The 23,543-nt window shown below is 73.7% G+C and carries 25 protein-coding genes; 14 read left to right on the top strand and 11 right to left on the bottom strand.

Annotated elements, in window-relative coordinates:
* Positions 1-6 precede the first annotated feature (6 nt).
* Positions 7-444: a low affinity iron permease family protein gene (locus ACFFIC_RS05240; protein ID WP_377049086.1), complete on the bottom strand. Its 438-nt coding sequence runs from the start codon at positions 442-444 to the stop codon at positions 7-9.
* A 145-nt stretch (positions 445-589) separates the two neighbouring features.
* Entirely contained in the window at positions 590-3,004 is a 2,415-nt protein-coding gene (locus ACFFIC_RS05245) for a PAS domain-containing protein (protein WP_377049087.1), read from the bottom strand.
* A gap of 225 nt (positions 3,005-3,229) precedes the next feature.
* On the opposite strand from ACFFIC_RS05245, the gene ACFFIC_RS05250 reads away from it, so the two are divergent.
* On the top strand, positions 3,230-3,697 hold the full coding sequence (locus ACFFIC_RS05250) for a hypothetical protein (protein ID WP_377049088.1): 468 nt from the start codon (positions 3,230-3,232) through the stop codon (positions 3,695-3,697).
* 13 nt (positions 3,698-3,710) lie between these two features.
* Here ACFFIC_RS05250 and ACFFIC_RS05255 read toward each other — a convergent pair whose 3' ends face one another.
* Positions 3,711-4,133, bottom strand: a complete 423-nt coding sequence (locus ACFFIC_RS05255) for a PaaI family thioesterase (RefSeq protein WP_377049089.1) — start codon at positions 4,131-4,133, stop codon at positions 3,711-3,713.
* Entirely contained in the window at positions 4,130-6,211 is a 2,082-nt protein-coding gene (locus tag ACFFIC_RS05260; protein ID WP_377049090.1) for a 3-hydroxyacyl-CoA dehydrogenase NAD-binding domain-containing protein, read from the bottom strand. The genes ACFFIC_RS05255 and ACFFIC_RS05260 overlap by 4 nt, the downstream gene beginning before the upstream one ends.
* Positions 6,212-6,373: 162 nt before the next feature.
* Between ACFFIC_RS05260 and ACFFIC_RS05265 the strand changes: the two genes are divergently transcribed.
* From ACFFIC_RS05265 to ACFFIC_RS05320, 12 genes are all read left to right on the top strand, one after another.
* Positions 6,374-7,546, top strand: coding sequence for a thiolase domain-containing protein (locus ACFFIC_RS05265; protein ID WP_377049091.1), 1,173 nt, complete (start codon positions 6,374-6,376; stop codon positions 7,544-7,546).
* Between the two features lie 2 nt (positions 7,547-7,548).
* Complete coding sequence (locus ACFFIC_RS05270) at positions 7,549-7,944, top strand: Zn-ribbon domain-containing OB-fold protein (protein ID WP_377049279.1); 396 nt, start codon at positions 7,549-7,551, stop codon at positions 7,942-7,944.
* A gap of 158 nt (positions 7,945-8,102) precedes the next feature.
* Positions 8,103-8,876 carry a heme ABC transporter permease gene (locus ACFFIC_RS05275; protein ID WP_377049280.1) on the top strand — a complete coding sequence of 258 codons (774 nt, stop codon included), beginning with the start codon at positions 8,103-8,105 and terminating at the stop codon, positions 8,874-8,876.
* Positions 8,877-8,886: 10 nt separating this feature from the next.
* Positions 8,887-9,018 carry a hypothetical protein gene (locus ACFFIC_RS05280; protein ID WP_377049092.1) on the top strand — a complete coding sequence of 44 codons (132 nt, stop codon included), beginning with the start codon at positions 8,887-8,889 and terminating at the stop codon, positions 9,016-9,018.
* Positions 9,015-9,563, top strand: a complete 549-nt coding sequence (gene ccmE, locus ACFFIC_RS05285) for a cytochrome c maturation protein CcmE (RefSeq protein ID WP_377049093.1) — start codon at positions 9,015-9,017, stop codon at positions 9,561-9,563. The genes ACFFIC_RS05280 and ccmE overlap by 4 nt, the downstream gene beginning before the upstream one ends.
* Positions 9,560-11,524 carry a heme lyase CcmF/NrfE family subunit gene (locus tag ACFFIC_RS05290; RefSeq protein ID WP_377049094.1) on the top strand — a complete coding sequence of 655 codons (1,965 nt, stop codon included), beginning with the start codon at positions 9,560-9,562 and terminating at the stop codon, positions 11,522-11,524. Before ccmE ends, ACFFIC_RS05290 begins: the two co-directional genes overlap by 4 nt.
* Complete coding sequence (locus ACFFIC_RS05295) at positions 11,521-12,177, top strand: DsbE family thiol:disulfide interchange protein (protein WP_377049095.1); 657 nt, start codon at positions 11,521-11,523, stop codon at positions 12,175-12,177. Before ACFFIC_RS05290 ends, ACFFIC_RS05295 begins: the two co-directional genes overlap by 4 nt.
* A 17-nt stretch (positions 12,178-12,194) precedes the next feature.
* A complete protein-coding gene (locus tag ACFFIC_RS05300; protein WP_377049281.1) occupies positions 12,195-12,626 on the top strand; it encodes a cytochrome c-type biogenesis protein in 432 nt (143 codons plus the stop codon).
* A complete protein-coding gene (gene ccmI / locus ACFFIC_RS05305; RefSeq protein WP_377049096.1) occupies positions 12,623-13,411 on the top strand; it encodes a c-type cytochrome biogenesis protein CcmI in 789 nt (262 codons plus the stop codon). The genes ACFFIC_RS05300 and ccmI overlap by 4 nt, the downstream gene beginning before the upstream one ends.
* Positions 13,408-14,835: an FAD-dependent oxidoreductase gene (locus ACFFIC_RS05310; protein WP_377049097.1), complete on the top strand. Its 1,428-nt coding sequence runs from the start codon at positions 13,408-13,410 to the stop codon at positions 14,833-14,835. Before ccmI ends, ACFFIC_RS05310 begins: the two co-directional genes overlap by 4 nt.
* Positions 14,832-15,332 (top strand): CMD domain-containing protein, encoded by a 501-nt coding sequence (locus ACFFIC_RS05315; RefSeq protein ID WP_377049098.1) that lies wholly within the window; start codon positions 14,832-14,834, stop codon positions 15,330-15,332. Before ACFFIC_RS05310 ends, ACFFIC_RS05315 begins: the two co-directional genes overlap by 4 nt.
* Complete coding sequence (locus ACFFIC_RS05320) at positions 15,329-15,901, top strand: peroxidase-related enzyme (protein WP_377049099.1); 573 nt, start codon at positions 15,329-15,331, stop codon at positions 15,899-15,901. Before ACFFIC_RS05315 ends, ACFFIC_RS05320 begins: the two co-directional genes overlap by 4 nt.
* Here ACFFIC_RS05320 and ACFFIC_RS05325 read toward each other — a convergent pair.
* Complete coding sequence (locus tag ACFFIC_RS05325; protein WP_377049100.1) at positions 15,898-16,908, bottom strand: Bug family tripartite tricarboxylate transporter substrate binding protein; 1,011 nt, start codon at positions 16,906-16,908, stop codon at positions 15,898-15,900. The two genes, ACFFIC_RS05320 and ACFFIC_RS05325, sit on opposite strands and share 4 nt — an antisense overlap.
* Positions 16,909-17,040: 132 nt before the next feature.
* On the opposite strand from ACFFIC_RS05325, the gene ACFFIC_RS05330 reads away from it, so the two are divergent.
* Positions 17,041-18,105 carry an NAD/NADP octopine/nopaline dehydrogenase family protein gene (locus tag ACFFIC_RS05330; RefSeq protein WP_377049101.1) on the top strand — a complete coding sequence of 355 codons (1,065 nt, stop codon included), beginning with the start codon at positions 17,041-17,043 and terminating at the stop codon, positions 18,103-18,105.
* Between the two features lie 6 nt (positions 18,106-18,111).
* Here ACFFIC_RS05330 and ACFFIC_RS05335 read toward each other — a convergent pair whose 3' ends face one another.
* Genes ACFFIC_RS05335 through ACFFIC_RS05360 form a run of 6 tightly spaced genes read right to left on the bottom strand, consistent with a single transcriptional unit; the run spans position 18,112 to position 23,478 of the window.
* Positions 18,112-19,074 carry a Bug family tripartite tricarboxylate transporter substrate binding protein gene (locus tag ACFFIC_RS05335; protein ID WP_377049102.1) on the bottom strand — a complete coding sequence of 321 codons (963 nt, stop codon included), beginning with the start codon at positions 19,072-19,074 and terminating at the stop codon, positions 18,112-18,114.
* A gap of 44 nt (positions 19,075-19,118) precedes the next feature.
* On the bottom strand, positions 19,119-20,480 hold the full coding sequence (locus ACFFIC_RS05340) for a formimidoylglutamate deiminase (protein ID WP_377049103.1): 1,362 nt from the start codon (positions 20,478-20,480) through the stop codon (positions 19,119-19,121).
* Complete coding sequence (locus ACFFIC_RS05345) at positions 20,477-21,331, bottom strand: amino acid ABC transporter ATP-binding protein (RefSeq protein WP_377049104.1); 855 nt, start codon at positions 21,329-21,331, stop codon at positions 20,477-20,479. Before ACFFIC_RS05345 ends, ACFFIC_RS05340 begins: the two co-directional genes overlap by 4 nt.
* Before the next feature lie 10 nt (positions 21,332-21,341).
* Positions 21,342-21,998, bottom strand: a complete 657-nt coding sequence (locus ACFFIC_RS05350) for an amino acid ABC transporter permease (protein ID WP_377049105.1) — start codon at positions 21,996-21,998, stop codon at positions 21,342-21,344.
* Positions 21,995-22,630, bottom strand: coding sequence for an amino acid ABC transporter permease (locus tag ACFFIC_RS05355; RefSeq protein ID WP_377049106.1), 636 nt, complete (start codon positions 22,628-22,630; stop codon positions 21,995-21,997). Before ACFFIC_RS05355 ends, ACFFIC_RS05350 begins: the two co-directional genes overlap by 4 nt.
* A 14-nt stretch (positions 22,631-22,644) precedes the next feature.
* Positions 22,645-23,478 (bottom strand): transporter substrate-binding domain-containing protein, encoded by an 834-nt coding sequence (locus tag ACFFIC_RS05360; protein WP_377049107.1) that lies wholly within the window; start codon positions 23,476-23,478, stop codon positions 22,645-22,647.
* Positions 23,479-23,543 lie beyond the last annotated feature (65 nt).

Raw genomic sequence — 23,543 nt, forward strand, 5'->3', positions numbered from 1 at the left:
GCGGACCTATTCCGTCGCCGCCTCCGCCGCCTGCGCGGCACGGCGATTGGCGCGGCCGCTGGCCTCGTCGGCCGCCTCGGCGGCCATGGCGAGGCGGGCGCGCTGCTCGCAGGTGGCGCGGATCTCGTCCAGCTCCTCCTCCGTCAGGTGCTCGATTCCGATAAAGGCGTTGCCGGCTGCGCTGGTGCGGATCAGCTCGTCCAGCTTGGCCTGGATGGCCGCGCCGTCGCGGTTCTGGGTGTTCTGGATCAGGAAGACCATCAGAAAGGTCACCACGGTGGTGCCGGTGTTGATGATCAGCTGCCAGGTGTCGGAAAAACCGAAGAAGGGCCCCGACACGGCCCAGACGATCACCACCCCCACGCAGACCACGAAGGTGATGGGCCGCCCCGTGGCATGGGCCACCCGGCTGGCGACCGCGTTGAACATCTTGGCGAAATGCATGGCGAGGCGCGATCCGAGCAGAACACGATCCTGGGAACACGGACGTGGCCGCCGCAAGGGGACACAGGAGTACCTTTCCTCGATGTCACGCCGGCGGTTCGCGCGCCGTTCCATGGGCCGGCGCGGGAACGCGCCCGCCCCGGCGTCAGCTCTCCAGGATCGTCTTGATGCGGGTGGCGAGGGCATCCATGGCGAAGGGCTTGGTCAGCACGTGCATGCCGGGCTCCAGGTGCCCGTTGCCGATGGCCGCGTTCTCCGCATAGCCGGTGACGAAAAGCACCGGCAGGTCCGGGCGCAGCGCCCGCGCCGCATCGGCCACCTGACGCCCGTTCATGCCGCCGGGCAGGCCGACATCGGTGATCAGCAGGTCGAGCCTGGCGCCGGAGCGCAGCACCGTCAGGGCGGAGGGTCCGTCCGCGGCCTCCACCGCGGCGTAGCCGAGCTCCTCCAGCACCTCCGTCACCAGCATCCGCACCGTGGGCTCGTCGTCCACCACCAGAACCGTTTCCCCGGCCTCGGCGCGCGGCAGCTCCGGGCGCGGGGCGCGGGCGGCCTCCTCCTCGGCCGCGCCGCGGTGGCGCGGCAGGTAGAGGCGCATGGTGGTCCCCTCCCCCACCTCCGAATAGATGCGCACATGCCCGCCCGACTGGCGCGCGAAGCCGTAGATCATGGACAGGCCGAGCCCCGTGCCCTTGCCGATGGGCTTGGTGGTGAAGAAGGGGTCGAAGGCGCGGGCGATCACCTCGGGCGGCATGCCCGTGCCGGTGTCGGTGACGCAGATCGTGACGTACTGGCCGGGCGTCATGTCGCGCTCGCGCGCGATGCGCTCGTCCACCCAGGAATTGGCGGTCTCGATGGTCAGGCGCCCGCCATCGGGCATGGCGTCGCGCGCGTTGATGCAGAGGTTGAGCAGCGCGTTCTCCAGCTGGTTTGGATCGCACAGCGTGGCCCAGAGGCCGGCGGCGAGCACCGCCTCCACCTCGATCGACGGGCCCATCGTGCGGCGGATCAGGTCCTCCATGTCCTGGATGCGGCGGTTGGCCTGGGTGGGGCGCGGGTCCAGCGTCTGCTGGCGCGAGAAGGCCAGCAGGCGGTGGGTCAGCGCGGCGGCGCGGCTCGCCGCCCCCTCCGCCGCCGTGACGTAGCGCTCCACGTCGGCCAGGCGCCCCTGGGCGACCCGGGTGCGCAGCATCTGCAGGCTTCCGACGATGCCGGTGAGCAGGTTGTTGAAGTCGTGCGCGAGGCCGCCCGTGAGCTGGCCCACCGCTTCCATCTTCTGGCTCTGGCGCAGCGCGTCCTCGGTGCGGCGCAGCGCCGTGGCCTGCTCGCGCTCGGCGGTCACGTCGCGGCCCACCGCGCTGATCACCCCGTCGCCAAGCGCCGCGGACCACTGGATCCAGCGCCAGCTCCCGTCCTTGTGGCGGCAGCGGTCGTCGGCGCGCTGCAGCGGTTCGCCCCGCCCCAGGGCCTCAATCCGCGCCCCGGCGGCGGCATGGTCGTCGGGGTGGATCAGGTCGAAGACCTTCCGGCCCACCAGATCCGCCTCCGTCCAGCCCAGCAGTGCCGTCCAGGCCGGGTTCACGGCCAGGATCACCCCGTCCGGGCGGAGGACGAGCATGATGTCGGCCGAGAGGCGCCAGAAGCGGTTGCGGTCCGCCGTGCGCGCAGCCATTTCCGCCTCGAGCCCCTCGTTCAGGGTGCGCAGCCGGGCCTCCGTGCGCTTGGTGGCGGTGATGTCGTAGATCACGCCGCAGAAGCGCAGCTCCGATGTGTCGGAATCCAGCAGGTACTCGCCGCGCCGGGCGAGCCAGCGGGTTTCGCCGGTGTCGGGGCGGCTGATGCGGAACTCGGCCTCGGCCGTGATGCCGGGCACCGGGCGGCCGCCCTCCTCGATCACGCGCGGGTCCCCCGGATGCACCAGGGCGTTGACCGTTCGCAGGGGCAGGTCGGCGGCCGGCCGCAGGCCGAGAAGCTGGCAGAACTGCTCCGACACCGAGGCGGTGCCATAGCCCGAGACATACTCGAAGGTGCCGACGCCGCCCGCGGTCTGCGCGATCCGCAGGCGCTGCTGCGCCCGCTTCTGCTCGGTGATGTCCACCATGGTGCCGGTGAAGCGGGCCGGCCGGTCGCTTTCGTCGGCGTAGCAGCGGCCGCGGGCATGCACCCAGCGGGTCGCGCCGCCCGGCAGGAGGATGCGGAACTCCTTCGAGAAAAGATCGGCCCCCCGCAGGATGGCGCCGACCGCCAGCCGGATGCGCGGCCGGTCCTCGGGGTGGATGACCGAAAAGAACACGCCGGGAGGCACGCCCCGGGCCGCCTCCTCCGCGCCCAGGCCGTACAGGGCGGCGAAGCGCTCGTCCCCCGTGATGCGGCGCTCCGCCAGGTCCCAGTCCCAGGCCGCCAGCACGCCGGAGGCGGCGAGGGCCTCGCGCAGGCGCCGGTTGGCCTCCAGGTCCGCATCACGCTGGGGATCCGGTGCCGGGGCCGCGGGGCCGTGCGCGCTTTCCCCCGGTAACGGCATCGCGGGCAGGTCGGCGGCACCGGTCACGGGCTGGTTCAAGGGGACCTCGTCTGCGCGGCGCAAGGGCAGGCCGCAGCGGCAGCAATGGCCAGCTTCCGGCCGGCGATCAAGACGCATGTTCCACCCGGCGCGCACGAGTGCCGCGCAGTGGCACCGGAAACCCGGCCGCCCCGCCGGGCGATAGGCCCAGAAGGACCCTTCGGGAATGGCGACCGCCGCGGCGTTCGCCATTCTCGAGCGGCCCGATGCCAGCGGGAGAAGCCCATGCACGCCAAGATCACCATCCACGCCAGCCCCGAGCGGCTCTTCGCCTGGCTGTCGGAGCCGCGGAACGCCCGCTTCTGGTTCGCCCACCTGCGCCACGATGCCGACCAGGTGCCCGATCCCGGCATCAGCGCCGACAGCAAGGCCCGGACCGTGCGCTGGACCTCCGCCCCCGCCGGCGAGATGGCGGTGACCGACCCGGCCACGCGCGATGCCGGCGTGGCCGACCTGTCGCTGACCTTTGCCGAGGGTGGCCATGTGGACGAGCCGCCGGTGGAGGAGGAGAGCCCCAACGACGACGCCACCAACGCCGGCAACGCGCTGCGCAGCATCAAGAGCCATGTGGAGGCCGCCGAGGGCGGCGACCCCGACATGCACACGCCCGGCATCGTCTCGCGCGAGGCATCGGCGGAGGCGGACCGGGAAATCGCCGAGGACCCCGAGCACAGCGGCACGCCGCGCCGCTAGCCCGGGCGGCCGCTCAGCCGGTTCGCGGCCGGGGCGCCAGCACCTTCCAGATGCCGTCGGCGGCCGCAACCGCGCGGTCGCCGACGCTGAGGGTGCCGCGCACGAAGACCACCGACTTCGCGATCCGCAGGATCTCGCCGCGCGCCTCGAGGAACTCCCCGGGATGGGCCGCGGCGAGGAAGTGGGTGTTGAGCTGCATGGTCACGGAAGGCCGCTGCCCCGTCGCGTTCCACACCGTCAGCCCCAGCGTGTTGTCCAGCAGCGTGACGAGCATCCCGCCATGGACGATGCCGTGGCCGTTGGCGTGGCGCTCGTCGGCCAGCACGCCATAGGCCCAGCCATCCCCCTCCGGCCGCGACCACATGGGGCCGGTGAAGCCGGAGAAGCCCATGGGCGGGCGCGTCGACCAGCCTTCCGAGGCGGGGTCGAAGCTCACGCGGCGGCCTTTTCGTCCAGCGCGGCGAAGCTGCCGCCCTCCTCCGCCAGGCGCACCAGAAGGGCGGCGGGGGCCAGGGTGTCGTCGCCGGAGGATCCGGCGAAGTCGCGCAGGCGGGCGACGATCCCCGGCAGGCCCACGCCGTCGGCGTAGAACATCGGGCCGCCCGTGCCGGCGGGCCAGCCGTAGCCGTTCAGCCAGACGGTATCGATGTCCCCGGCGCGCGCGGCGATGCCTTCCTCCAGGATGCGGGCACCCTCGTTGATCATGGGGTAGAGCAGCCGCTCCAGGATCTCCTGCTGGGGAATGGAGCGGCGGGTGACGCCCTGCTCGGCCGAGACGCGCTCGATCAGGGCGCGCACCTCGGGGTCCGGGGTGCCGGTGCGCCCATCGCCGGAATAGTCGTAGTAGCCGCGCTTGGTCTTCTGGCCGAGGCGCCCGGCCTCCACCAGCGCATCCGCCACGGGCGCCTTCTTGCCGGTGGCCTGGCGGATGCGCCAGCCGATGTCGAGGCCGGCGAGGTCGCCCATGGCGAAGGGGCCCATGCGGAAGCCGAAGGCGTTCAGGGCGGCGTCCACCTCCTCCGGCAACGCCCCCTCGATCAGCAGGCGCTCGGCCTGGCTGGTGCGGCGGGCCAGCATGCGGTTGCCGATGAAGCCGTGGCAGACGCCCGACACCACCGGCACCTTGGCCAGCTTGCGGCCGACCTCCACGGCGGTGGCCAGGGCATCGGGGGCGGTCTTCGCGCCCCGCACCACCTCCAGCAGCTTCATGACGTTGGCCGGGGAGAAGAAGTGCATGCCCAGCACGTCGCCCGGGCGGCTGGTGCTCGCCGCGATCTCGTCCACGTCGAGATAGGAAGTGTTGGTGGCGAGAACCGCGCCGGGCTTCGCGATCTCCTGCAGCTTGCCGAAGATCTCCTTCTTCAGCCCCATCTCCTCGAACACGGCCTCCACCACCACGTCCGCCCCGGCGGCGGCCTCCAGGCCCACGCGGCCCTCGATCAGCCCCATGCGCTTGGCGCGCGCCTCCTCCGTCAGGCTGCCGCGCTTGACGGAGGTGGCGTAGTTCCCGGCCACCCGCTCCAGCCCGCGCTGGAGGTTCTCCTCGCTGGTCTCGATCAGCGTCACGGGGATGCCGGCATTGGCGAAGCTCATGGCGATGCCGCCGCCCATGGTGCCGCCGCCGATCACCGCGGCGCGCGCCACGGGCCGGGGCTGCGTGCCCTTGGGCAGGCCGGGGATGCGGGCGGCCGCGCGCTCGGCGAAAAAGGCATGGCGCAGCGCCTTGGAGCGGGGATCGTCGCGCAGGCGAAGGAAATGCGCGCGCTCGATCGCCATGCCCTCCTCGAAGGGCTTGTCGAAGGCGGCGCGGACGGCGTCGATGCAGGCGGCGATGCTCGGGTTCTCGGCGCCCTTCTTGGCCATGGCCGCGGCGGCGGCCTCGAAGGCCTCGCGGTCGCCGGTGTTGGCGGCGGCGCTGGCGGGGGTGGGGCGGGCGCCATCGGCCAGGCGCAGCGCGAGCGCCCTGGCGGCGGCCACCACGTCCTCGGCCACCTCGTCCAGGATGCCCAGCGTTTTCGCCTCGGCGGCGGAGACGGGGTCGCCCGCCGTCATGAGCTTCAGCGCGGGCACGGCGCCGATCAGGCGCGGCAGGCGCTGCGTGCCGCCCGCGCCCGGCAGGATGCCCAGCTTCACCTCGGGCAGGCCGAGCCTGGCGGAAGGCGCCGCGACGCGGGCGTGGCAGCCCAGCGCCACCTCCAGCCCGCCGCCCAGGGCCGCGCCGTTGATGGCGGCGACCACCGGCTTGGACAGGTCCTCCAGCGCCGCGATGGCCTCGGGCAGGGTGGGCGGGACGGGCGGCTTGCCGAATTCGGTGATGTCGGCGCCGGCGATAAAGGTCCGGCCCTCGGCGGTGACCACCACGGCGCGCACCGCGGGGTTCGCGGCGGCGGCGCCGGCCTCGCGCGCCAGCCCGCCGCGCACGGCGGCGCTGAGGGCGTTGACCGGCGGATTGGCGATGCGGATCACCGCGATGCCATCCTCCACGGTGCTGGTCACCGGTTCTTGCTGGGCCATGGACCGGCTCCTTCTCCCTGACAAGTTGTTGTTTTCGGCGTGAAAACACTTCCCTTGCCGGGCGCGAGGAAAGAGCCCGGCGGCGGCCGCGTCAAGCGGCGGGGCTTCCCGGCCGCGCGCGGCGGGCCCAGGCTGCCCGCCGACCGGAGGAAGGATTCGCGGATGAGCCTGCGCGGAAAGGCCTGCATCGTCGGCGCCTATGAGCACCCGTTGCGCAAGGCGCCCGGCCATTCCGTGGCCCGCCTGCACGCGGAGGTCGCGGCCGGCGCCCTGGCCGATGCCGGCCTCACCAAGGACGACGTGGACGGCTATTTCTGCGCGGGCGACGCGCCGGGGCTCGGGCCGATCGACATGGCCGAGTACATGAACCTGACGCGGCTGCGGCACGTCGATGCCACGGACACCGGCGGCTCCTCCTACCTCCTGCACGTGTCCCACGCGGCCCAGGCGATCGCCGCCGGGAAGTGCGACGTGGCGCTGGTCACCCTGGCCGGGCGCCCGCGCTCCTCCGGGACGGCCACGGGAACGCGCCCGCGCTCCTGGGGGCCGGACATCCCCAACGACGCCTACGAGCTTCCCTATGGGCGCACGGTGGCCGCCGCCTATGCGCTCGTGGCCGCGCGGCACATGCACGAGTTCGGCACGACCTCCGAGCAGCTGGCCTGGGTGAAGGTGGCGGCCAGCCACCACGCGCAGCACAACCCGCAGGCCATGCTGCCGCAGGTGGTCACGGTGGAGGACGTGGTCTCCTCCCCCATGGTGTCGGACCCGCTGCACCGGCTGGACTGCTGCGTGATCAGCGACGGAGGGGGCGCGCTGGTGGTGGCCCGGCCGGAGATCGCGCGGCGCCTCAACCGCCCGGTCATCACCCTGCGCGGCGCGGGCGAGGCGGTCAAGCACCAGGAGGCCGGGGGTATCGACCTCACCTATTCCGCCGGCCGCCGGTCCGGCGCGGCGGCCTTCGCCGAGGCCGGGGTGAGCCCGGCCGATATCCGGTACGCCTCCATCTACGACAGCTTCACCATCACGGTGGTGGTGCAGCTCGAGGACCTCGGCTTCTGCGAGAAGGGGCGCGGCGGCGCCTTCGTGGCGGACGGGAACCTGATCTCGGGCGTGGGGCGGCTGCCCTTCAACACGGATGGCGGCGGGCTCTGCAACAACCACCCGGCCAACCGCGGCGGCATGACCAAGGTGATCGAGGCCGTGCGCCAGCTTCGCGGCGAGGCCCACCCGGCCGTGCAGGTGCCCGGCTGCCACCTGGCCCTGGCCCATGGCACCGGCGGGCTGCTCGGCACCCGCCACGGCAGCGCCACCCTGATCCTGGAGCGCGCGTGACCATGCCCACCCCCGCCGAGGACCGCCCCATGATGGCCCCCGCGCCCGACCCGGACAGCGCGCCCTTTCTCCAGGCGGCGCGGGAGGGGCGGCTGCTGATCGGGCGCTGCCTGGACACTGGCCGGGCCTTCTTCTACCCGCGCGCCATCTCGCCCTTCACCCTTTCCTCCAACGTGGCGATGGAGGCGGCCAGCGGGCGGGGCACGATCTACAGCGTGACGGTGATGCGCACCCGCCCCGCCTATGCCGTGGCCTATGTGGAGCTGGAGGAAGGCCCCCGGATCTTCACCAACATCGTGGACTGCGACCTGGACGCGCTGCGGATCGGGCAAGCCGTGCGGGTGCTGTTCCGCCCGGCGGAGGACGGCCAGCCCCTGCCGGTCTTCACCCCGGCCTGACCCGCCCGCCGGGGTCTTGGGGCTTTTGCGGGCCGCCCCCATCTGCGCGTCATGGCTGCCGGGGTTTCCCGGCAATTCCAGCGCGGGCCGCGACGCGCTAAGTTCGTGGGAGCCCAGGCCCAATACCGGGCCTGGTCTGACCGCCGGGATGCCTTCCCCTGACCACCCCCGCGCCGCTCCTGCACCGGTTTGCCAATCCCGGCCGCTTCCTGCGGGCGACGGCGCGGCTCATGCCCTGGCTCTGGGGGGTGTCGCTGGCCGTGCTGCTGCCGGCGGTGGCCTGGGCGCTGCTGCTCTCCCCCGCCGACTGGCAGCAGGGCGAGACGGTGCGGATCATGTACGTCCACGTGCCGATGGCCTGGCTGGCCATGGCCGGCTACTCGGGCCTGGCGCTGTGCTCGGTGCTGGCGCTGGTCTGGAAGCACCCGCTGGCGGACCTCGCGGCGCGGGAGCTTTCTCCGGTGGGCGCCGTCGCCACCGCCCTGTGCCTCGCCACCGGGAGCCTCTGGGGCCGGCCGATGTGGGGGACGTGGTGGGCCTGGGACGCGCGGATGACCTCCGTGCTCGTGCTGTTCTTCCTCTGGGTCGGCCACGCCGCCCTGACCCGCGCCTTCGAGGACGAAGAGCGTGGCGCCCGCGCCGGCGCCATCCTGGCGCTGGTCGGCGTCGTGAACCTGCCGATCGTGAAGTTCTCGGTGGACTGGTGGAACACGCTGCACCAGCCCGCCAGCGTCGCGCGGCTCGCGGCGCCAGGGATGCACGTCTCCATGCTGGCGCCGCTGCTGGCCTGCTCGGTCGGCTTTTCCCTGCTGTTCGGCACGCTGGTGCTGGCCCGTGTCCGCGCCGCCGTGATGGAGCGCCGGGTGGAGGCCCTCGAACTGGCCCGCGCCCGCGAGGCCGACCGCGCGCCGGCCGTGGCGGTGCCCGCATGAGCGCCCGGGCATGAGCCACTGGATCAGCGTCGCCGCCGCCTGGGGGCTGGCCGCGGCGGGCTTCGGGGGGCTGGCGCTGGGCGCCGCCCTCCGCCACCGCGCCGCCGCCCGGCGCTTGGCCGAACTGGAGCGCGCCCGATGAGCGCCACGACCACCAACCCGCCCCGCCGCGGCCTGGGCCTCGCCGCCTCCCGCCGGCGGCGGCGCATCTGGGTGCTGCTGCTCTGCGCCCTCGGCCTGGGCGCCGCCGCCGCGCTGGCGCTGACCGCCTTCCGCGACAACCTCGTCTTCTTCCGCTCCCCCTCCGACATCGTGGCCCTGTCGCCCACCGACGGGCGCGCCTTCCGCCTGGGCGGGCTGGTGGAGGCGGGCAGCGTGGTGCGGGACGGCCCCGAGGCGCGCTTCCGCGTGACGGACGGCGCCCATGCCGTGTCCGTCACCTATCGCGGCGTGCTGCCCGACCTGTTCCGCGAGGGCCAGGGCGTGGTGACGCTGGGCCGGATGCGCCCGGATGGCGGCTTCGTCGCCTCCGAGGTGCTGGCGCGGCACGACGAGACCTACATGCCGCCCGAGGTGATGGACGCCCTCAAGCGCAGCGGCCACTGGAACCCCGAGCAGGGCGCCGCGCCGCCCGCGCGGGAATGGAACACGATGGAGCCCGCCCCGGCCCCCAGGAGCGGCGGATGATCCCGGAACTCGGCCACTTCGCCCTCGCGCTCGCGCTGGCGCTGTCCCTCGCGCAGGCGGTGCTGCCCCTCTGGGGCGCGCAGCGCGGCGAGGCCCGGCTGATGGCGGCCGGGCCCGGGCTGGCGGCGGGCGTGCTGCTGTCGGTCGGCGCCGCCTTCGCGGCCCTGCTCTGGTCCTTCGCCGAGAACGACACGACGGTGTCCAACGTCGTGCAGAACAGCCACTCGGCCAAGCCGATGCTCTACAAGCTGGCGGGCGCCTGGGGGAACCACGAGGGTTCCATGGTGCTCTGGGTGCTGATCCTCGCGCTCTGCGGGGCGGCGGTGGCGGGCTTCGGGCGCGGGCTGCCCGGCGCGCTCCGGGCGCGGGTGCTGGCGGTGCTCGGCATGATCGGCACGGGCTTCCTGGCCTTCATCCTGGCCACCTCCAACCCCTTCACGCGCATATGGCCGCCGGCGGTGGACGGGCAGGGGCTGAACCCTGTGCTGCAGGACCCCGGCCTCGCCTTCCACCCGCCGCTTCTCTACCTCGGCTATGTCGGCACCGCCGTGACCTTCGCCTTCGCCATCGCCGCCCTGATCGAGGGGCGCGTGGACGCCGCCTGGGGGCGCTGGGTGCGGCCCTGGGCGCTGGCCTCCTGGTCGTTCCTCACGCTCGGCATCGCGCTCGGCTCCTGGTGGGCCTATTACGAGCTGGGCTGGGGCGGCTACTGGTTCTGGGACCCCGTGGAGAACGCCTCCCTCCTGCCCTGGCTCGCGGGCTGCGCGCTGCTGCATTCGGCGATCGTGGTGGAGAAGCGCGAGGCGCTGAAGACTTGGTCGGTGCTGCTGGCGATCCTGGCCTTTTCCATGTCGCTGCTGGGCACCTTCCTGGTGCGCTCGGGCGTGCTGAATTCCGTGCACGCCTTCGCCAACGACCCGGAGCGCGGGGTCTTCATCCTGGTGCTGCTGGGCCTGACGGTGGGCGGCGCCCTCACCCTTTTCGCCTGGCGGGCCCCTTCCCTCTCGCCCACCGGCCTTTTCGCGCCCATCTCGCGCGAGGGGGCGCTGGTGCTGAACAACCTGCTGCTCTGCACGATCGCGGCGGTGGTGCTGGCGGGCACGCTCTACCCGATGTTCGCGGACCTGATGCTCAAGGCCAAGATCTCGGTCGGCCCGCCCTTCTACCAGGCGACGGTGTTTCCGCTGGCGCTGCCGCTGATCCTCGCCATGGCCGCCGGGCCGCTGATGGCCTGGAAGCGCGCCCGCCCCTGGCCGGTGCTGCAGCGCCTGTGGTGGGCGGGGCTGATCGCGCTCGGCGCCATCGTCACCGTCTGGCTGATCCGGGGGGAGCCGATCCTGCCCGCGCTCGGCTTCGGCGCGGCGGCCTGGCTGATCTTCGGCGCGCTGACGGACGTGGCCGAGCGCATCGCGCTGTTCTCCCGCCCGCGCGCCGCCTTCGCCCGGGCGCGTGGCCTCTCGCGCGCCGCCTGGGGCGGGGCCGTGGCCCATGCGGGCTTCGGCATCACGCTGCTGGGCATGGCCGGCATGGGGCTGGCGAGCGAGCGGCTGGCGGCGGTGCGGCCGGGGGAAAGCGTGTCCCTCGGCGGCTACGAGTGGAAGCTCGAGGGCGTGCGGGACGTGGTGGGGCCGAACTGGGCCGGGCGGCAGGCCACTGTGGCCGTGACGCGGGGCGGCGCGCCGGTCGCGGTGCTGCTGCCGGAGAAGCGCAACTTCCCGCTTGCCCGCCAGAGCACCACCGAGGCCGCGATCCACACCACGGTCGCCTCCGACCTCTACGCCGTGATGGGCGAGGAGGAGAACGGCACGGCGACGCTGCGCCTGCACTACAACCCGCTGGCCCCCTGGATCTGGCTCGGCGGCGCGATCATGGCGCTGGGCGGCGCGCTCTCACTCTCGGACCGCCGGGCGCGGGTGGGGGCGCCGTCCCGGCGCGCGGCCGCGGGGGCGGCCCAGGCGTGAGCGGGACCGAGGCGAACGGAACTGAGGCGAACGGAACCGGGGCGAACGGAACCGGGGCGAACGGAACCGGCGCGCCAGGGCCGGCGGCGCCCCGCCCGCCCCTGGCGCGGCGCGCGCTGCTTTGGGCGCCGCTGGGGGTCGCCGTGGGCGGCGGCCTGGGCTTCTGGGCCATGCTGCGCGGCATGCAGGACGGCTCCTACGATCCGCGCGGCGTGCCCTCCGCCCTGATCGGCAAGCCCGCGCCGCGGCTCGCGCTGCCGGCGGTCCAGGGCCTCGCCGTGCCGGGCTTCGCACCCGACGCGCTGGCCTCGGGCGGGCCGGTGCTGCTGAACTTCTGGGCCTCCTGGTGCGTGCCCTGCGTGGTGGAGCACCCGCAGCTCATGGCCCTCCAGCGCCGGGGCGTGCGGCTGCTGGGCGTGAACTACAAGGACAAGCCCGCCGATGCCGCGCGCTTCCTGGCGCAGCACGGCAACCCCTTCGGGGCGCTGGTGGCCGACAGCGAGGGGCGGGCGGGAATCGAGTTCGGCCTTTACGGCGTGCCCGAAACCTATCTGCTGGACGGCCGCGGCATCGTGCGCTGGCGCTGGGCCGGCCCCGTCACCCCCGACACGCTGTCGGCCGAGCTGGAGCCGCTGCTGCGGAAATACGCGTGAAATCCTTCGTCTTCGTGATGCTGCTGTTGTGCGCGCCTGCCTGGGCCGTCGGCCGTCCGGCGGAAATGCTGCCCGACCCCGCGCAGGAGGCGCGCGCGCAGGAGATCGGGCGCGAGCTGCGCTGCATGGTCTGCCAGAACCAGTCCATCGAGGACAGCGAGGCCGACCTCGCCCGCGACCTGCGGCGCCTGGTGCGCGAGCAGGTGGCCTCGGGCAAGCCGGACGGGGCGGTGATGGAGTATATCCACGCCCGCTACGGCGATTTCGTCCTGCTCCGGCCGCCCTTCAACTGGGTCACGGCGCCGCTCTGGGCGCTTCCGGCCCTGGTGCTGGCCGGCGCCGCCTTCGCGCTGTTCCTGATGCGCCGCCGCGTGGCGGGCCGCACCGGTCCCGCGCCGCTCTCGGAGGTGGAGCGCGCCCGGCTGGCCGCGCTGGAGAACGAGCCTTGACCTGGCTTCTCGCGGCGGCGCTCGCGCTGGCCGCCCTGCTGCCGCTCGCCTGGACCCTGTGGCGCCCGGCCCCCGTGCAGGACCGGGGCGCCGCCGACCGCGCGCTGTACCGCGCCCAGATCGCCGAGCTTGAGCGCGACCGGTCCATGGGCCGGCTGGACGAGGCCGCCCACGCGGCGGCCCTGCTCGAGGTGCAGCGGCGGATGCTGGCCGTGCCCGAGCCCCGGCCCGCGAGGTCGGGCGGGCGGGCGCCGCTGGTCGCCGGGCTGGTCTTCGTGCCCGCGCTGGCCTTCGGGCTCTATGTGCTGAACGGCGTGCCCGGCATGCCCTCCGCCACCTTTGCCGAGCGCAGCGACGCGGCGGCGCGGGACGAGCGCCTCCTGGCGCAGCTTCGCGCCCGCCTCACGGCGATGCCGCCGGGCAGCCCCGCGGCGCGGCAGGGCTGGCTGCTGATGGCCGATGCCCAGCGCAACCGCGGCAAGCCCGCCGAGGCCGCCGCCGCCTATGTCGAGATCCTGCGCGGCGGCTTCGACCCGGAGATCGCCGCCCAGCTCGCCCAGGTGCTGATCGAATCCCGGCAATTCGACCAGGCCATCGCCTTCCTGGCCGATGCCCTGCCCCTGGCCCCCGGGCATGTCGGGCTGCGTTTCCTGTCCGGCCTGGCGGAGGCGCAGGCCGGGCGGCCGGAGCAGGCGCGGGCGGCCTGGACGGCGCTGCTGGCCTCCGCCCCCGAGGACGCGCCCTGGAAAACCATGGTGCAGCGGCGGATGGAGGCGCTTCCATGAGCGGGACCGGTCTCCCGGCGCTGGAGGCGCGGCTCCGGCAGGACCTGGATTTCCTGGAGCTTCCCGCGAAACCCTGGGTGCCCGAGCGCCGCGCCGATGATGGTGCCGCCGTTTCCGATGTCGCCATCATCGGCGCCGGCATGGCCGGGCTCGCCGCCGCCGCCGCGCTGCGGCTGGATGGGGTGGAGCGCGTGCAGGTGCTGGACCGCGCCGCCCCCGGCCAGGAAGGGCCCTGGGTGACCTATGCGCGGATGGAGACGCTGCGCTCGCCGAAAGGGCTGGCCGGACCGGCGCTGGGCCTGCCCTCCCTCACCTTCCGCGCCTTCTTCGAGGCGCAGCACGGCCGCCCGGCCTGGGACGCCCTGGGCAAGATCCCGCGCGGCCAATGGATGGACTATCTGAACTGGTATCGTCGCGCGATGGCCCTGCCGGTGCGCAACGGGGCGGCGGTGTCGCTGGTCCGCCCGCGCACGGACGGGCTGATCGCGCTGGAGATGGAAGGCGGCCCGGACCTGCTCTGCCGCCGCCTGGTGCTGGCCAGCGGGCGGGACGGGCTGGGCGCGCATTTCGTGCCGGAGATGGCGCAGGGGGTGGACCGCCGCTTCTGGGCCCATTCGCGGGAGGAGATCGACTTCGCCTCGCTTCGCGGCAAGCGCGTGGGCGTGGTGGGCGCCGGGGCTTCCGCGATGGACAACGCCGCCACGGCGCTGGAGGCCGGGGCGCGCTCGCTGGACCTGTTCGTGCGGCGCCCCGCCCTGCCCCGGGTGAACAAGTTCACGGGCATCGGCAGCCAGGGCGTGGTGCACGGCTTCGCCTCGCTGCCGGACGCGTGGAAGTGGCGCTTCCTGCACTATGCCGGCGCCGCGCAGACGCCGCCGCCGCGCGACAGCACCATGCGCGTTTCCCGCCACCCGCATGCCCGCCTGCACCTTGCCTGCCCCGTGGAGGGCCTGCGCGAGGAAGACGGGGGGATCGTGGCGGAAACGCCCCAGGGGCCTTTCGCGCTCGACTTCATCATCTTCGCCACGGGCTTTCGCGTGGCGCTCGAGGAGCGGCCGGAACTGGCGCTGATCGCGCCGCATATCCGCCTCTGGCGCGACCGCTTCCCGCAGCCGCCGGGGCAGGAAAGCGAGGAACTGGCCACCTCGCCCGACCTCGCGCCCGATTTCTCCTTCCAGGAGAAGGTGGCCGGGGAATGCCCGGCGCTCGCCCGCATCCACGCCTTCAACTACCCGGCGACGCTGAGCCACGGAAAACTGACGGGCGACATCCCCGCGATCTCGGCGGGAGCCCAGCGCCTGTCACGCGGCATCTGCGCTTCCCTGTTCGTCGAGGACCGGGAAACCCATTTCAAACGCCTGGTGGCCTATGACACGCCCGAGTTGCTGGGCGACGAATGGCCGGAAAGGGAAGCCGCCGCATGACGCCTGACGATCTCGTGGAGGACCTTCTGGGCATCGCGCCCGGATCGCCGCTCGCGGAACTGCGACGGCGCAGGCCGGAGGCGCGGGCGCACGCGCAGGGCGCCTATCGGGAGCTGCTGATGCCCGAGGACCCCGGCAACGTCTCCCACGCGGAGCGCGCGGCGCTGGCGCTTCGCGTGGCGCTGCGCGAGGACGACCGCGCGCTCGCGGCCCGCTTCCGCGCGCTGCTGGAGGCCGCTGGCGCGGATGAGGCGATCATGCTGGCCGAGGACCTCTCGGACGGCATCATGGAAGGGCGCCTGCCCGCCCTGCTGCGCTATGCCGACATGGTGGCGGCGAAGCCCGCCTCGGTGGGGCAGGACACGATCGATGCGCTGGGCGCCATGGGGCTGACGCCGCGGGACATCGTGGCGGTGACGCAGCTCGTCTCCTTCGTGCCCTACCAGGTCCGGCTGATCGCCGGGCTGCGTGCCATGCAGGGGGAGTCCGCCGCATGAGCCGCTTCACCATGGAGGAGGTGGGCTGGACGCCGCGCATCCCGCCCGTCGAGGCCGGGACCGCCACCCCCGCGCAGCTCGCGGCGCTGGAGGCCTGCCCGCCGGCGCAGCGGCGCTCCACCTATTTCCTCACCCTGGCGCAGGACCCGGCCTCGCTCGGCGAGCGCGGCGCGCTGTTCAACAGCGTGATGTACGCCCCGCGCGGGTTGCCGCGGGCGGACCGGGAGTTCTCCACCGCCGTGGTCTCCATGGCGAATGGCTGCGTCTACTGCACCTCCGTCCACGCGCGGCGCTTCGCGGAGCTGTCCAAGCAGCGCGAGGCCATGCAGCGCGTGCTGGACGAGGGCCACGCGGTGGAAACCGATCCGCGCCGCCGTGCGATCGCGGATTTCAGCGAGAAGCTGACGCTGACGCCGGGTGCCGTAACGGCGGCCGACCTGGCGCCGCTGCGCGCGGTGGGGATGGACGACCTGGAGGTGCTGGACCTCATCCACTCCGTCGCGATGTTCGCCAACGCCAACCGCCTGATGCAGTCGCTCGGCGAGACGGAGAAGCAGGCCGCCTTCTAATCGTTCCGCGCGCCCGAGGCCCGCACCAGCGCCGCGTGGCTCTCGATCTCCGAATGGAGAAAGCTCGCCAGCCGCTCCGGCGGGCCGCCCAGCGTCGCCATGCCCGCCTGCTCGAAGCGCGCCCGCGCCTCGGGGTCGGCCAGCACCTCATTGGACAGGGCGTTGAGCCGCTGCACGAAGGCGGGGTCCGAGCCCCTGGGCAGGAAAAGCCCGAACCAGGTGCCGAAGACCAGGCCGGGCATGCCGAGCTCCGCCGTGGTCGGCACCTCCGGCAGTTGCGGCGCGCGCTCGGGCGAGAGCACGGCGATCGGCGTCACCGCCCCCGCGCGCACCTGGGGCGCCACGCCCGTGATCAGGTTGAACATCGCCTGGATGCGTCCCGAGAGCAGGTCCGTCACCGCCGCCGCCGGCGCGGTGTAGGGCACGTGCGTCATCTGCGCGCCGGTGAGGGATTTATAGAGCTCCCCCGCCAGGTGCATCGAGGAGCCGTTGCCGGTGGAGCCGAAGTTGATGCCGTTGGGGTGGGCGCGGGCATAGGCGCCGAACTCCTCCAGCGTGCGCGGGCCGAGTTCCTTGTTCACCACCAGGACGTTCGGCACGTTGCCGATGAGGACCACGGGCTCGAAGTCGCGCTCGGGGTCGAAGGCCAGGTCCTTGTAGAGGGCGGGGTTGGTGGCCATCGTCCCGGCCCAGGACCAGAGGATGGTGTAGCCGTCGGGGGCCGCCCGGGCCCCGGCGAGCGCGCCGATGTTGCCGTTGGCGCCGCCGCGGTTGTCGATCAGCACGCGCTGGCTGACGCGCTTCTCCATTTCCTGCGCGAAGATGCGGGCCAGCGTGTCCGCCGTGCCGCCGCCGCCGGGCGCGGGAACGATGATGCGGACGGGACGGTTGGGCCAGGGGCCGGCCGGGGCGGGCGCCGGGGCCGGCGCCGGGGTTTGCGCCCCGGCCGCCGCGGAAAGGCCGAGAACGGCGGGGAGGACGAGGGCGCTGCGGCGCGGAAGGGTCATGAGGCGGTGCTCCCGGGGGGCTCTGGTCCAGTCTAGGCAGGAACGGGGCCAGCGCGGAAATCGGGGCGAACGCCCTTGCCGCGCGGAACGGGCTGGCGTTCATCGGCGCCATCAGGCCAGGGGGTTGGGGCGATGCGACTTTGCGTGCTGGGGGCGGGCGCCGTGGGCCCCGCGGCGGCGGCGCTCGCGGCCTCGCGCGGGCACGGGGTGGCGATCTGGTCGCCCTCCGGCCGGGGAACGGCGGGGATCGAGGGCGGGATGGAGTCGGAGGGCGCCGTCACCGGCCGCTTCGCCCTGCGGGTCGCGGCCGGCCTCGAGGAAGCCTTCGCGGGGGCGGATGCCGCGCTGCTGGCCGTGCCCGCCTATGCCTTCCCCGCCTTGCTGCCGCGGATCGCGGAGGCGCTCCCGCCCGTCCTGCCCCTGCTGATCGCGCCCGCCGCCTCCCTCGCGCCCCTGGCGCTGGACGCCCTGATGGCGGCGCGCGGGGCGCCGGCCGGGCGGGCGGCGATCGGGGCCATGGCGACCACGCCCGTCACCGCCCGCCGCCGGGCGCCCGGGCGGGTCTTCGTCGCGACGGTGCGGGCGGCGGTGGACGTGGCGGCGGTGCCGGCGGCCGCCGCGGCGGAGATGGGCGCGCTGGCGACCGCCCTGTTCGGCCATGCGAGCCCGGTGGCGCCCAGCGCGCTCGGCGCCGGCATCGCGAACGCCAACCCGATCATCCACGCGGTGCTGGCACTCACCAACGTCACGCGCATCGAGCGCGCGGAGGAGTGGCCGCAATACGGGCTGATGACCCCCGCCGCCTGCCGGATGATGGAGGCCCTGGCCGCGGAGCGCGCGGCGCTGGCCGCCCGCTTCGGCGTGCCGGTGCTGGGGCTGGAGGAATCGCTCCACCGGGCGAACGGGGTTCCGATGGGGCCGCTGGCGGAGATGGCGGCGCGGATCGCGGAAACGCGCGGCGCGGTGCTGGGACCCGCGGAGATGGAGACGCGCTACGTCACCGAGGATGTTCCCTACGGGCTGGCCTTCTATCTCTGGCTCGCGCGCGGGCAGGGGCTGGCCATGCCGGTCACGGAAGCCGTGGTCACGGCGCTGGAGGCGCTCTGGGGGCGGGATCTCCGGCGCAATCCACTGCTGCACGGGCTCGACCCCGCAGGGGTGGGAGTTGCGCTGGTCTCGGGCTACGGGCGGGGCTGAGCGGCCTCAGTCCAGGCGGATGTCGAGCGGCGCGGCAACGCGGGTCCAGCGTTCCAGGTCGTCCCGCAGCAGGGCGCCGAAGGCCGCGCCGTCCGCGCCGTTGGGGGTCACGCCCAGGACATCCAGGCGGGAGCGGACGAGGTCGGTCGCCATGGCCTCGCGGAAGGCCTCCGCCAGGCGCGCGACAACCGGCGCCGGCGTGCCGGCGGGGGCCGAAAGGCCGGTCCAGATGCTGGCCTCGAAGCCGGGCACGCCGGCCTCGACCAGGGTGGGGATGTCGGGGGTGGCCGGGAATCGCTCCCGCGACGTCACGGCCAGCACCTTGAACTGCCCGCCGCCCGCCGCGAGCACGGAGGGGACGGAAACGAACATGGCCGCGATCCGCCCGGCCGCGAGGTCGTTGAAGGCCCCCGCCGCGCCCCGGTAGGGAACGTGCTCCAGGTTCAGGCGCTCCCGCGCCTTCAGGTCCTCCATGATGAGGTGCGTGTTGGTGCCGATGCCGGTGGAGGCGTAGGGCAGAGGCTGGCCGGCCTCGCGCGCGAGGCGCAGCAGCCCTTGTGCATCGGGCACGCCGAGCTGTGGCGCGGCGAGCAGCGCCACGGGGCTGTCGCTGAGGTGGATGAGGGGCGCGAAGTCCGCGAGGGGATCGTAGGGCAGCCGGCGGCCGATGGCCTTGGCGATGGTGAGCTGCCCGGCGGTCGCGAGCAGCACCGCCTGCCCGTCCGGCGCCGCGCGGGCCACGGCCTCCGCGCCCAGGACGCCGCCCGCGCCGGCGCGGTTCTCGACAACCACCGTCTGCCCCAGGATCGGCCCGGCCGCCTGGGCGAGCAGGCGCCCGAGCACGTCCTGCGACCCGCCGGGGGCGAAGGGCACCACCAGGCGCACCGGGCCGTCCGGCACCCAGCGGGCCTGGGCGCGCGCCGCGAGCGGGGAAAGGGCGGCAAGGGAAAGAAGGGCGCGGCGCTGCATCGGGGGCGGTCCTTGATCTGCGCCTCGGGTCACGCCCGGGCGGCTCAGGCGGCAAGCCGGCGCATGGCGGCGCGGAAGCGGGCGGCGATGGCCTCGTGGCCGTGGTGGCGGCCATCCCGCACCAGCACCTCGCCCGCGACGGCCACCGTGCGGACGGGGCTCGACTGGCCGGAGAAAACCCAGGCGTCCAGCAGGGCGTCGCCCTGGTGGGGCACCAGGGTGGGGTGCGCGCCGTCCAGCTCCACCAGGTCGCAGCGGGTGCCGGGGGCAATGGCGCCGAGCGGGGCGCCCGCGGCCCGGGCGCCGCCGCGCAGCACGGCGTCCAGCAGGGCGCGGCCGGGGTGGGGCGAGGCGCCGTCCGCCGCGATGCTGCGGGACAGGGATCGCAGGCGCTGGGAGAATTCGAGCTGCCGCAGCTCCTCGCGCGGGGCGGTGCCGACATGGGAGTCCGTGCCGATGGCGACGGCGCCCCCTGCCCCGGCGAAGGCCGGCAGGTCGAAGGTTCCGTCGCCGAGGGAGGCCTCGGTGGTCGGGCAAAGGCCGGCCACGGCGCCGCTGCGGGCGAGGCCCCGGCTTTCCTCCCCGGTCAGGTGCGTGCTGTGGATGAGGCACCAGCGCGCATCCACGGCCATGTTGGCCAGCAGCCATTCCACCGGGCGGGCGCCGGTGGCGGCAAGGCATTCCTCGACCTCGCGCAACTGCTCGGCGGCGTGGATGTGGATGGGGCCGGGGTGATCCGCGAAATGCGCGAGCATGGCGGGGGTGACGGCGCGCAGCGAGTGCGGCGCGATGCCGAGGCGGGCGCGCGGCATCTCGCGCACGGCCTCCGCGCAGCGGGCGAGGATCGCCTCGAACCCGTCGATGTCGTTCAGAAAGGGGCGCTGTCCCGGGCTGGGCGTGGCGCCGAAGATGCCGCCGTGGCGGTAGAGGCTGGGCAGCAGCGTGAGCCCGATGCCGGTGGCCCGCGCGGCCGCGAGGTGGCGCAGCGACATCTCCGCCCGGTCGGCATAGGGCGTGCCGTCCGGCTGGTGGTGCAGGTAGTGGAACTCGGCGAGGTGGGTGAAGCCGTGCTCCAGGCACTCGACCTGGAGCTGGGCGGCCACCGCCTCGGCGTCGTCGGGGGTGAGCCGGGCGACGAAGCGGTACATCGTTTCCCGCCAGGTCCAGAAGCTGTCGCGTCCGGCAGGCGAGCGCCGTTCGGCGGCGCCGGCCATGGCGCGCTGGAAGGCGTGGGAGTGGATGTTCGGCACGCCCGGGATCACGTGCCCGGGCAGGCGCTCGGCGCCCTCCGGCGGGGCGGTGTCCGGCAGGGCGGCGATGACCGTGCCGCCGGCATCCGCGCGGATGGTGACGTCGCGCGCCCAGCCGCCGGGCAGCAGGGCCTGGGCCGCGTGAAAGACGGTCATGCGCCGGACTTCGGCACCGCAAGCGGCAGGCCCTCGCCCGGCGGGCTGGCGGCGGCGTCCAGCAGGGAGAACCCGCCGGGCGCGGTGGGGAGCAGTTCGGGCACCGCCGCGGCGGGATTGGGCGCCCAGGCGACGCGCTGGAGGTAGGTGGACAGGAAGCGGCGGAGGCGTGGCTCGGCGGCGTCGCGGAACACGGATCTCGCGGGGCCGTCCACCAGGACCTTGCCGTGGTCCAGGAACACCGCGCGGCTCGCGACGGAGGCGACGAAGCCCATCTCGTGCGAAACGACGAGCATGGTCAGGCCGGTTTCGGCGAGGCCGCGGATCACGTCGAGCACCTCCGTCGTCAGTTCCGGGTCGAGGCTCGCGGTCGGCTCGTCGAACAGGATGAGGCGGGGTTCCACCGCAAGGGTCCGCGCGATGGCCACGCGCTGCTGCTGGCCGCCGGAAAGCTGCGCGGGCCTCCTGTCGGCGAGCTTGAGCAGGCCGACGCGGTCGAGCATGGCGCGGGCGCGCTCCGCCGCCTCCGCGCGCGGCTTCCTCAGCGCCAGCCGCAGGGCAAGCGCCACGTTCTCCTGCGCCGTCAGGTGCGGCCAAAGGTTGAACTGCTGGAACACCATGCCGACCGTGCCGTCGCCCGGCATGGGCACCCGCCCTTCCACCAGAACGCGGCCGCCGGTGAGGGGATCGAGGCCCGCGATGCAGCGGAGCAGCGAGGACTTGCCGGAGCCGCTGGGGCCGATCAGCCCGACCACCTCGCCCTTCTGCACGGACAGGTCGATGCCGCCCAGGATCTGCGTGTCGCCGACGCGGCGCTCCAGCTTCTCGGCGAGCAGAAAGGGTGGGGTCATCGCAGGGTCCTCACGCGGTGCCGAGGGTGGCGCGGGCAATGCCGCGCTCGAGCCGGCGCGCGGCATGGGCGGTGAGCTCCACCAGCAGCCAGTAGCTGAGCGCCAGCGCCGTCATGGTCTGGGCGAAGGCGAAGGTGGCGCTGCCGACGCCGGACACGGTGAAGGTGAGTTCCGGCACGGTGATGATGGAGAGGATGGCGGTTTCCTTGATCAGGATCACCGCGAGGTTGGCCAGGGCGGGCAGAACCGAGAGCGCCATCTCCGGCAAAAGGATCCGGGCGATGATCTGGCGCGTGTCCAGGCCCAGCAGCCGTGCCGCTTCCGTGTGGCCGGCCGGGATGGCGGCGAAGCCGGCGCGGAACACCTCGCTGAAATAGGCGGCCGCATAGACCGAGAGCGCGAGCCAGCCGGCGAGGATGGGCGTCAGGTCCAGCCCGATGAAGGGGCCGCCGTAGTAGAGCAGGAAGGCCTGCACCACGAAGGGCACGCCGCGCACGGTCTCCACCATCGCGAGCAGCAGAGCGTTGACCGGGCGCGGGCCGAAATGGCGGGCGCATGCGACGAGCACGCCGGCCACGAGGCCGGTGGCGACGGAGGCGAGCCAGATGCCCACCGTCAGCGGCAGCCCGCGCGCGACGGCCCAGAGGGTTTCCGCGACGATGCTCACGCGCGCCGCCGGCCGCGGAAGGCCGCCATGATGGTGAAGTTGATGACGAGGTAGATGGCGCCGCAAAGCGCGTAGGATTGCAGCGGCATGAAGGTGCTCGACGCCAGGGCCTGCGAGGTGCGCGTCAGTTCGAGGATTCCGACCAGGGAGATGAGGGAGGAGGCCTTGAGGATCATGATCGCCTCCCCCACCAGTGCCGGGCGCATCGCCTGGGCGGCGATGGGCAGGCGGATGCGGAGAAAGGCCTGGGTGCGGGTGAGGCCCAGCAGGCGGGCGGCCTCCACCGTGCCGGGCGGCACGAGGGCCAGGCCGCCGCGCAGGATCTCGGCGGCATAGGCGGCGCAGCAGAGGGCGAGCGTGCCGACCGCCGCGACGATGGCGGGGATGTCGAGCCCGAGAAAGGGCAGCGCGTAGTAGGCGAGCAGGAGCTGCACCAGCAGCGGCACGCCGCGGAAGAAGCTGATGTAGAGGGCCGCGAAGGCACGGAGGCCGCGCGCGCGGGCGGTGGAGGCGGCCGCGATCGCCGCCCCCACCGCGAAGCCGAGCGCGATGGCGGCGAGCGACACCGCCACCGTGGCCACCGCGCCGCGCATCAGCGCGGGCAGGGCCTCCTGGATGAAGGCCCAGTCCATGTCAGATGTCCATGTCAGACCGTGGGCACGGGCACGGTGTCGGGCGTGTCGAAGGCCTGGCCGAACCACTTGGTCTGCAGGGCGCTCAGGCGGCCGTCGTTGCGCATCTTCACGATGGCGGCGTCCACCGCATCGAGCAGCGGGGCGGAGTCCGCGTCCTTGCGGCCGATGTAGCCGAAGTAGGACTTCGCGCCGAAGGGCGGCTGCACCACCGAGAAGACGTTGGGGCGCTGCTTCGCGACATAGGCGATGTTGGGCAGCGAGTTGGCGACGGCGACGACCCGCCCGGCCGCGAGGTCGGCATAGGCCTCGGAGAAGGACTGGTATTCCCGGATCGGCGGCGTGGTGCCCGGCAGCGTCGCCACGAAGGCCTGGAACTGGGCGAGCTGCGCGGTCGCCGTCGCGCAGCCGAGCTGCTTGCCCGCGATGTCCTGCGGCTTTGTGATGCCGGACTCGCTCGTGCGCTTCAGCAGGGCGACGGTGGCCTCGGCGACGGGCACGGTGAAGCGGTAGCGCTCGGAGCGCGCCCGGGTGATGGTGGCGGGGCCGCCGACCAGGTCGTAGCGGCTGGCCTCCAGGCCCGGCAGCACGGCGGGCCAGGGAAGGTCCTGGAAGGTGATCTTCACGCCCAATTCCTTGCCGACCTCGGCGAAGAGCTCCGCGTTCAGGCCCACTTGCTTGCCCCCCTCGGTGAAGTCGAAGGGGGCGAAGTGCATCTCCGTGGCGATGATCAGCTCGCCGGCGCGCTTGGCCTTATCCAGGTTGTTGGCGGCCGCGCGGCGGATGTTCGCCACGGCCAGGCCGGTGCCGAGGGTGGCGGCGCCGAGGCCGCGGCGGGTGAGGATCATTCGGTTCTCTCCTTGGAAGCAGGGTGGGTCGGTGATGCGATCGTGACGGGGACCAGGCGGGCGCG

The sequence above is a fragment of the Muricoccus vinaceus genome, assembly GCF_042433125.1.
GTDB lineage: Bacteria > Pseudomonadota > Alphaproteobacteria > Acetobacterales > Acetobacteraceae > Roseomonas > Roseomonas vinacea.

Coding starts and splice junctions, on each gene's coding strand:
- ACFFIC_RS05240 (WP_377049086.1), bottom strand. CDS start 444: ATGCATTTCGCCAAGATGTTCAACGCGGTCGCCAGCCGGGTGGCCCAT.
- ACFFIC_RS05250 (WP_377049088.1), top strand. CDS start 3,230: ATGCACGCCAAGATCACCATCCACGCCAGCCCCGAGCGGCTCTTCGCC.
- ACFFIC_RS05260 (WP_377049090.1), bottom strand. CDS start 6,211: ATGGCCCAGCAAGAACCGGTGACCAGCACCGTGGAGGATGGCATCGCG.
- ACFFIC_RS05265 (WP_377049091.1), top strand. CDS start 6,374: ATGAGCCTGCGCGGAAAGGCCTGCATCGTCGGCGCCTATGAGCACCCG.
- ACFFIC_RS05270 (WP_377049279.1), top strand. CDS start 7,549: ATGCCCACCCCCGCCGAGGACCGCCCCATGATGGCCCCCGCGCCCGAC.
- ACFFIC_RS05280 (WP_377049092.1), top strand. CDS start 8,887: ATGAGCCACTGGATCAGCGTCGCCGCCGCCTGGGGGCTGGCCGCGGCG.
- ccmE (WP_377049093.1), top strand. CDS start 9,015: ATGAGCGCCACGACCACCAACCCGCCCCGCCGCGGCCTGGGCCTCGCC.
- ACFFIC_RS05290 (WP_377049094.1), top strand. CDS start 9,560: ATGATCCCGGAACTCGGCCACTTCGCCCTCGCGCTCGCGCTGGCGCTG.
- ACFFIC_RS05300 (WP_377049281.1), top strand. CDS start 12,195: ATGCTGCTGTTGTGCGCGCCTGCCTGGGCCGTCGGCCGTCCGGCGGAA.
- ACFFIC_RS05310 (WP_377049097.1), top strand. CDS start 13,408: ATGAGCGGGACCGGTCTCCCGGCGCTGGAGGCGCGGCTCCGGCAGGAC.
- ACFFIC_RS05315 (WP_377049098.1), top strand. CDS start 14,832: ATGACGCCTGACGATCTCGTGGAGGACCTTCTGGGCATCGCGCCCGGA.
- ACFFIC_RS05320 (WP_377049099.1), top strand. CDS start 15,329: ATGAGCCGCTTCACCATGGAGGAGGTGGGCTGGACGCCGCGCATCCCG.
- ACFFIC_RS05325 (WP_377049100.1), bottom strand. CDS start 16,908: ATGACCCTTCCGCGCCGCAGCGCCCTCGTCCTCCCCGCCGTTCTCGGC.
- ACFFIC_RS05330 (WP_377049101.1), top strand. CDS start 17,041: ATGCGACTTTGCGTGCTGGGGGCGGGCGCCGTGGGCCCCGCGGCGGCG.
- ACFFIC_RS05335 (WP_377049102.1), bottom strand. CDS start 19,074: ATGCAGCGCCGCGCCCTTCTTTCCCTTGCCGCCCTTTCCCCGCTCGCG.
- ACFFIC_RS05340 (WP_377049103.1), bottom strand. CDS start 20,480: ATGACCGTCTTTCACGCGGCCCAGGCCCTGCTGCCCGGCGGCTGGGCG.
- ACFFIC_RS05345 (WP_377049104.1), bottom strand. CDS start 21,331: ATGACCCCACCCTTTCTGCTCGCCGAGAAGCTGGAGCGCCGCGTCGGC.
- ACFFIC_RS05355 (WP_377049106.1), bottom strand. CDS start 22,630: ATGGACTGGGCCTTCATCCAGGAGGCCCTGCCCGCGCTGATGCGCGGC.
- ACFFIC_RS05360 (WP_377049107.1), bottom strand. CDS start 23,478: ATGATCCTCACCCGCCGCGGCCTCGGCGCCGCCACCCTCGGCACCGGC.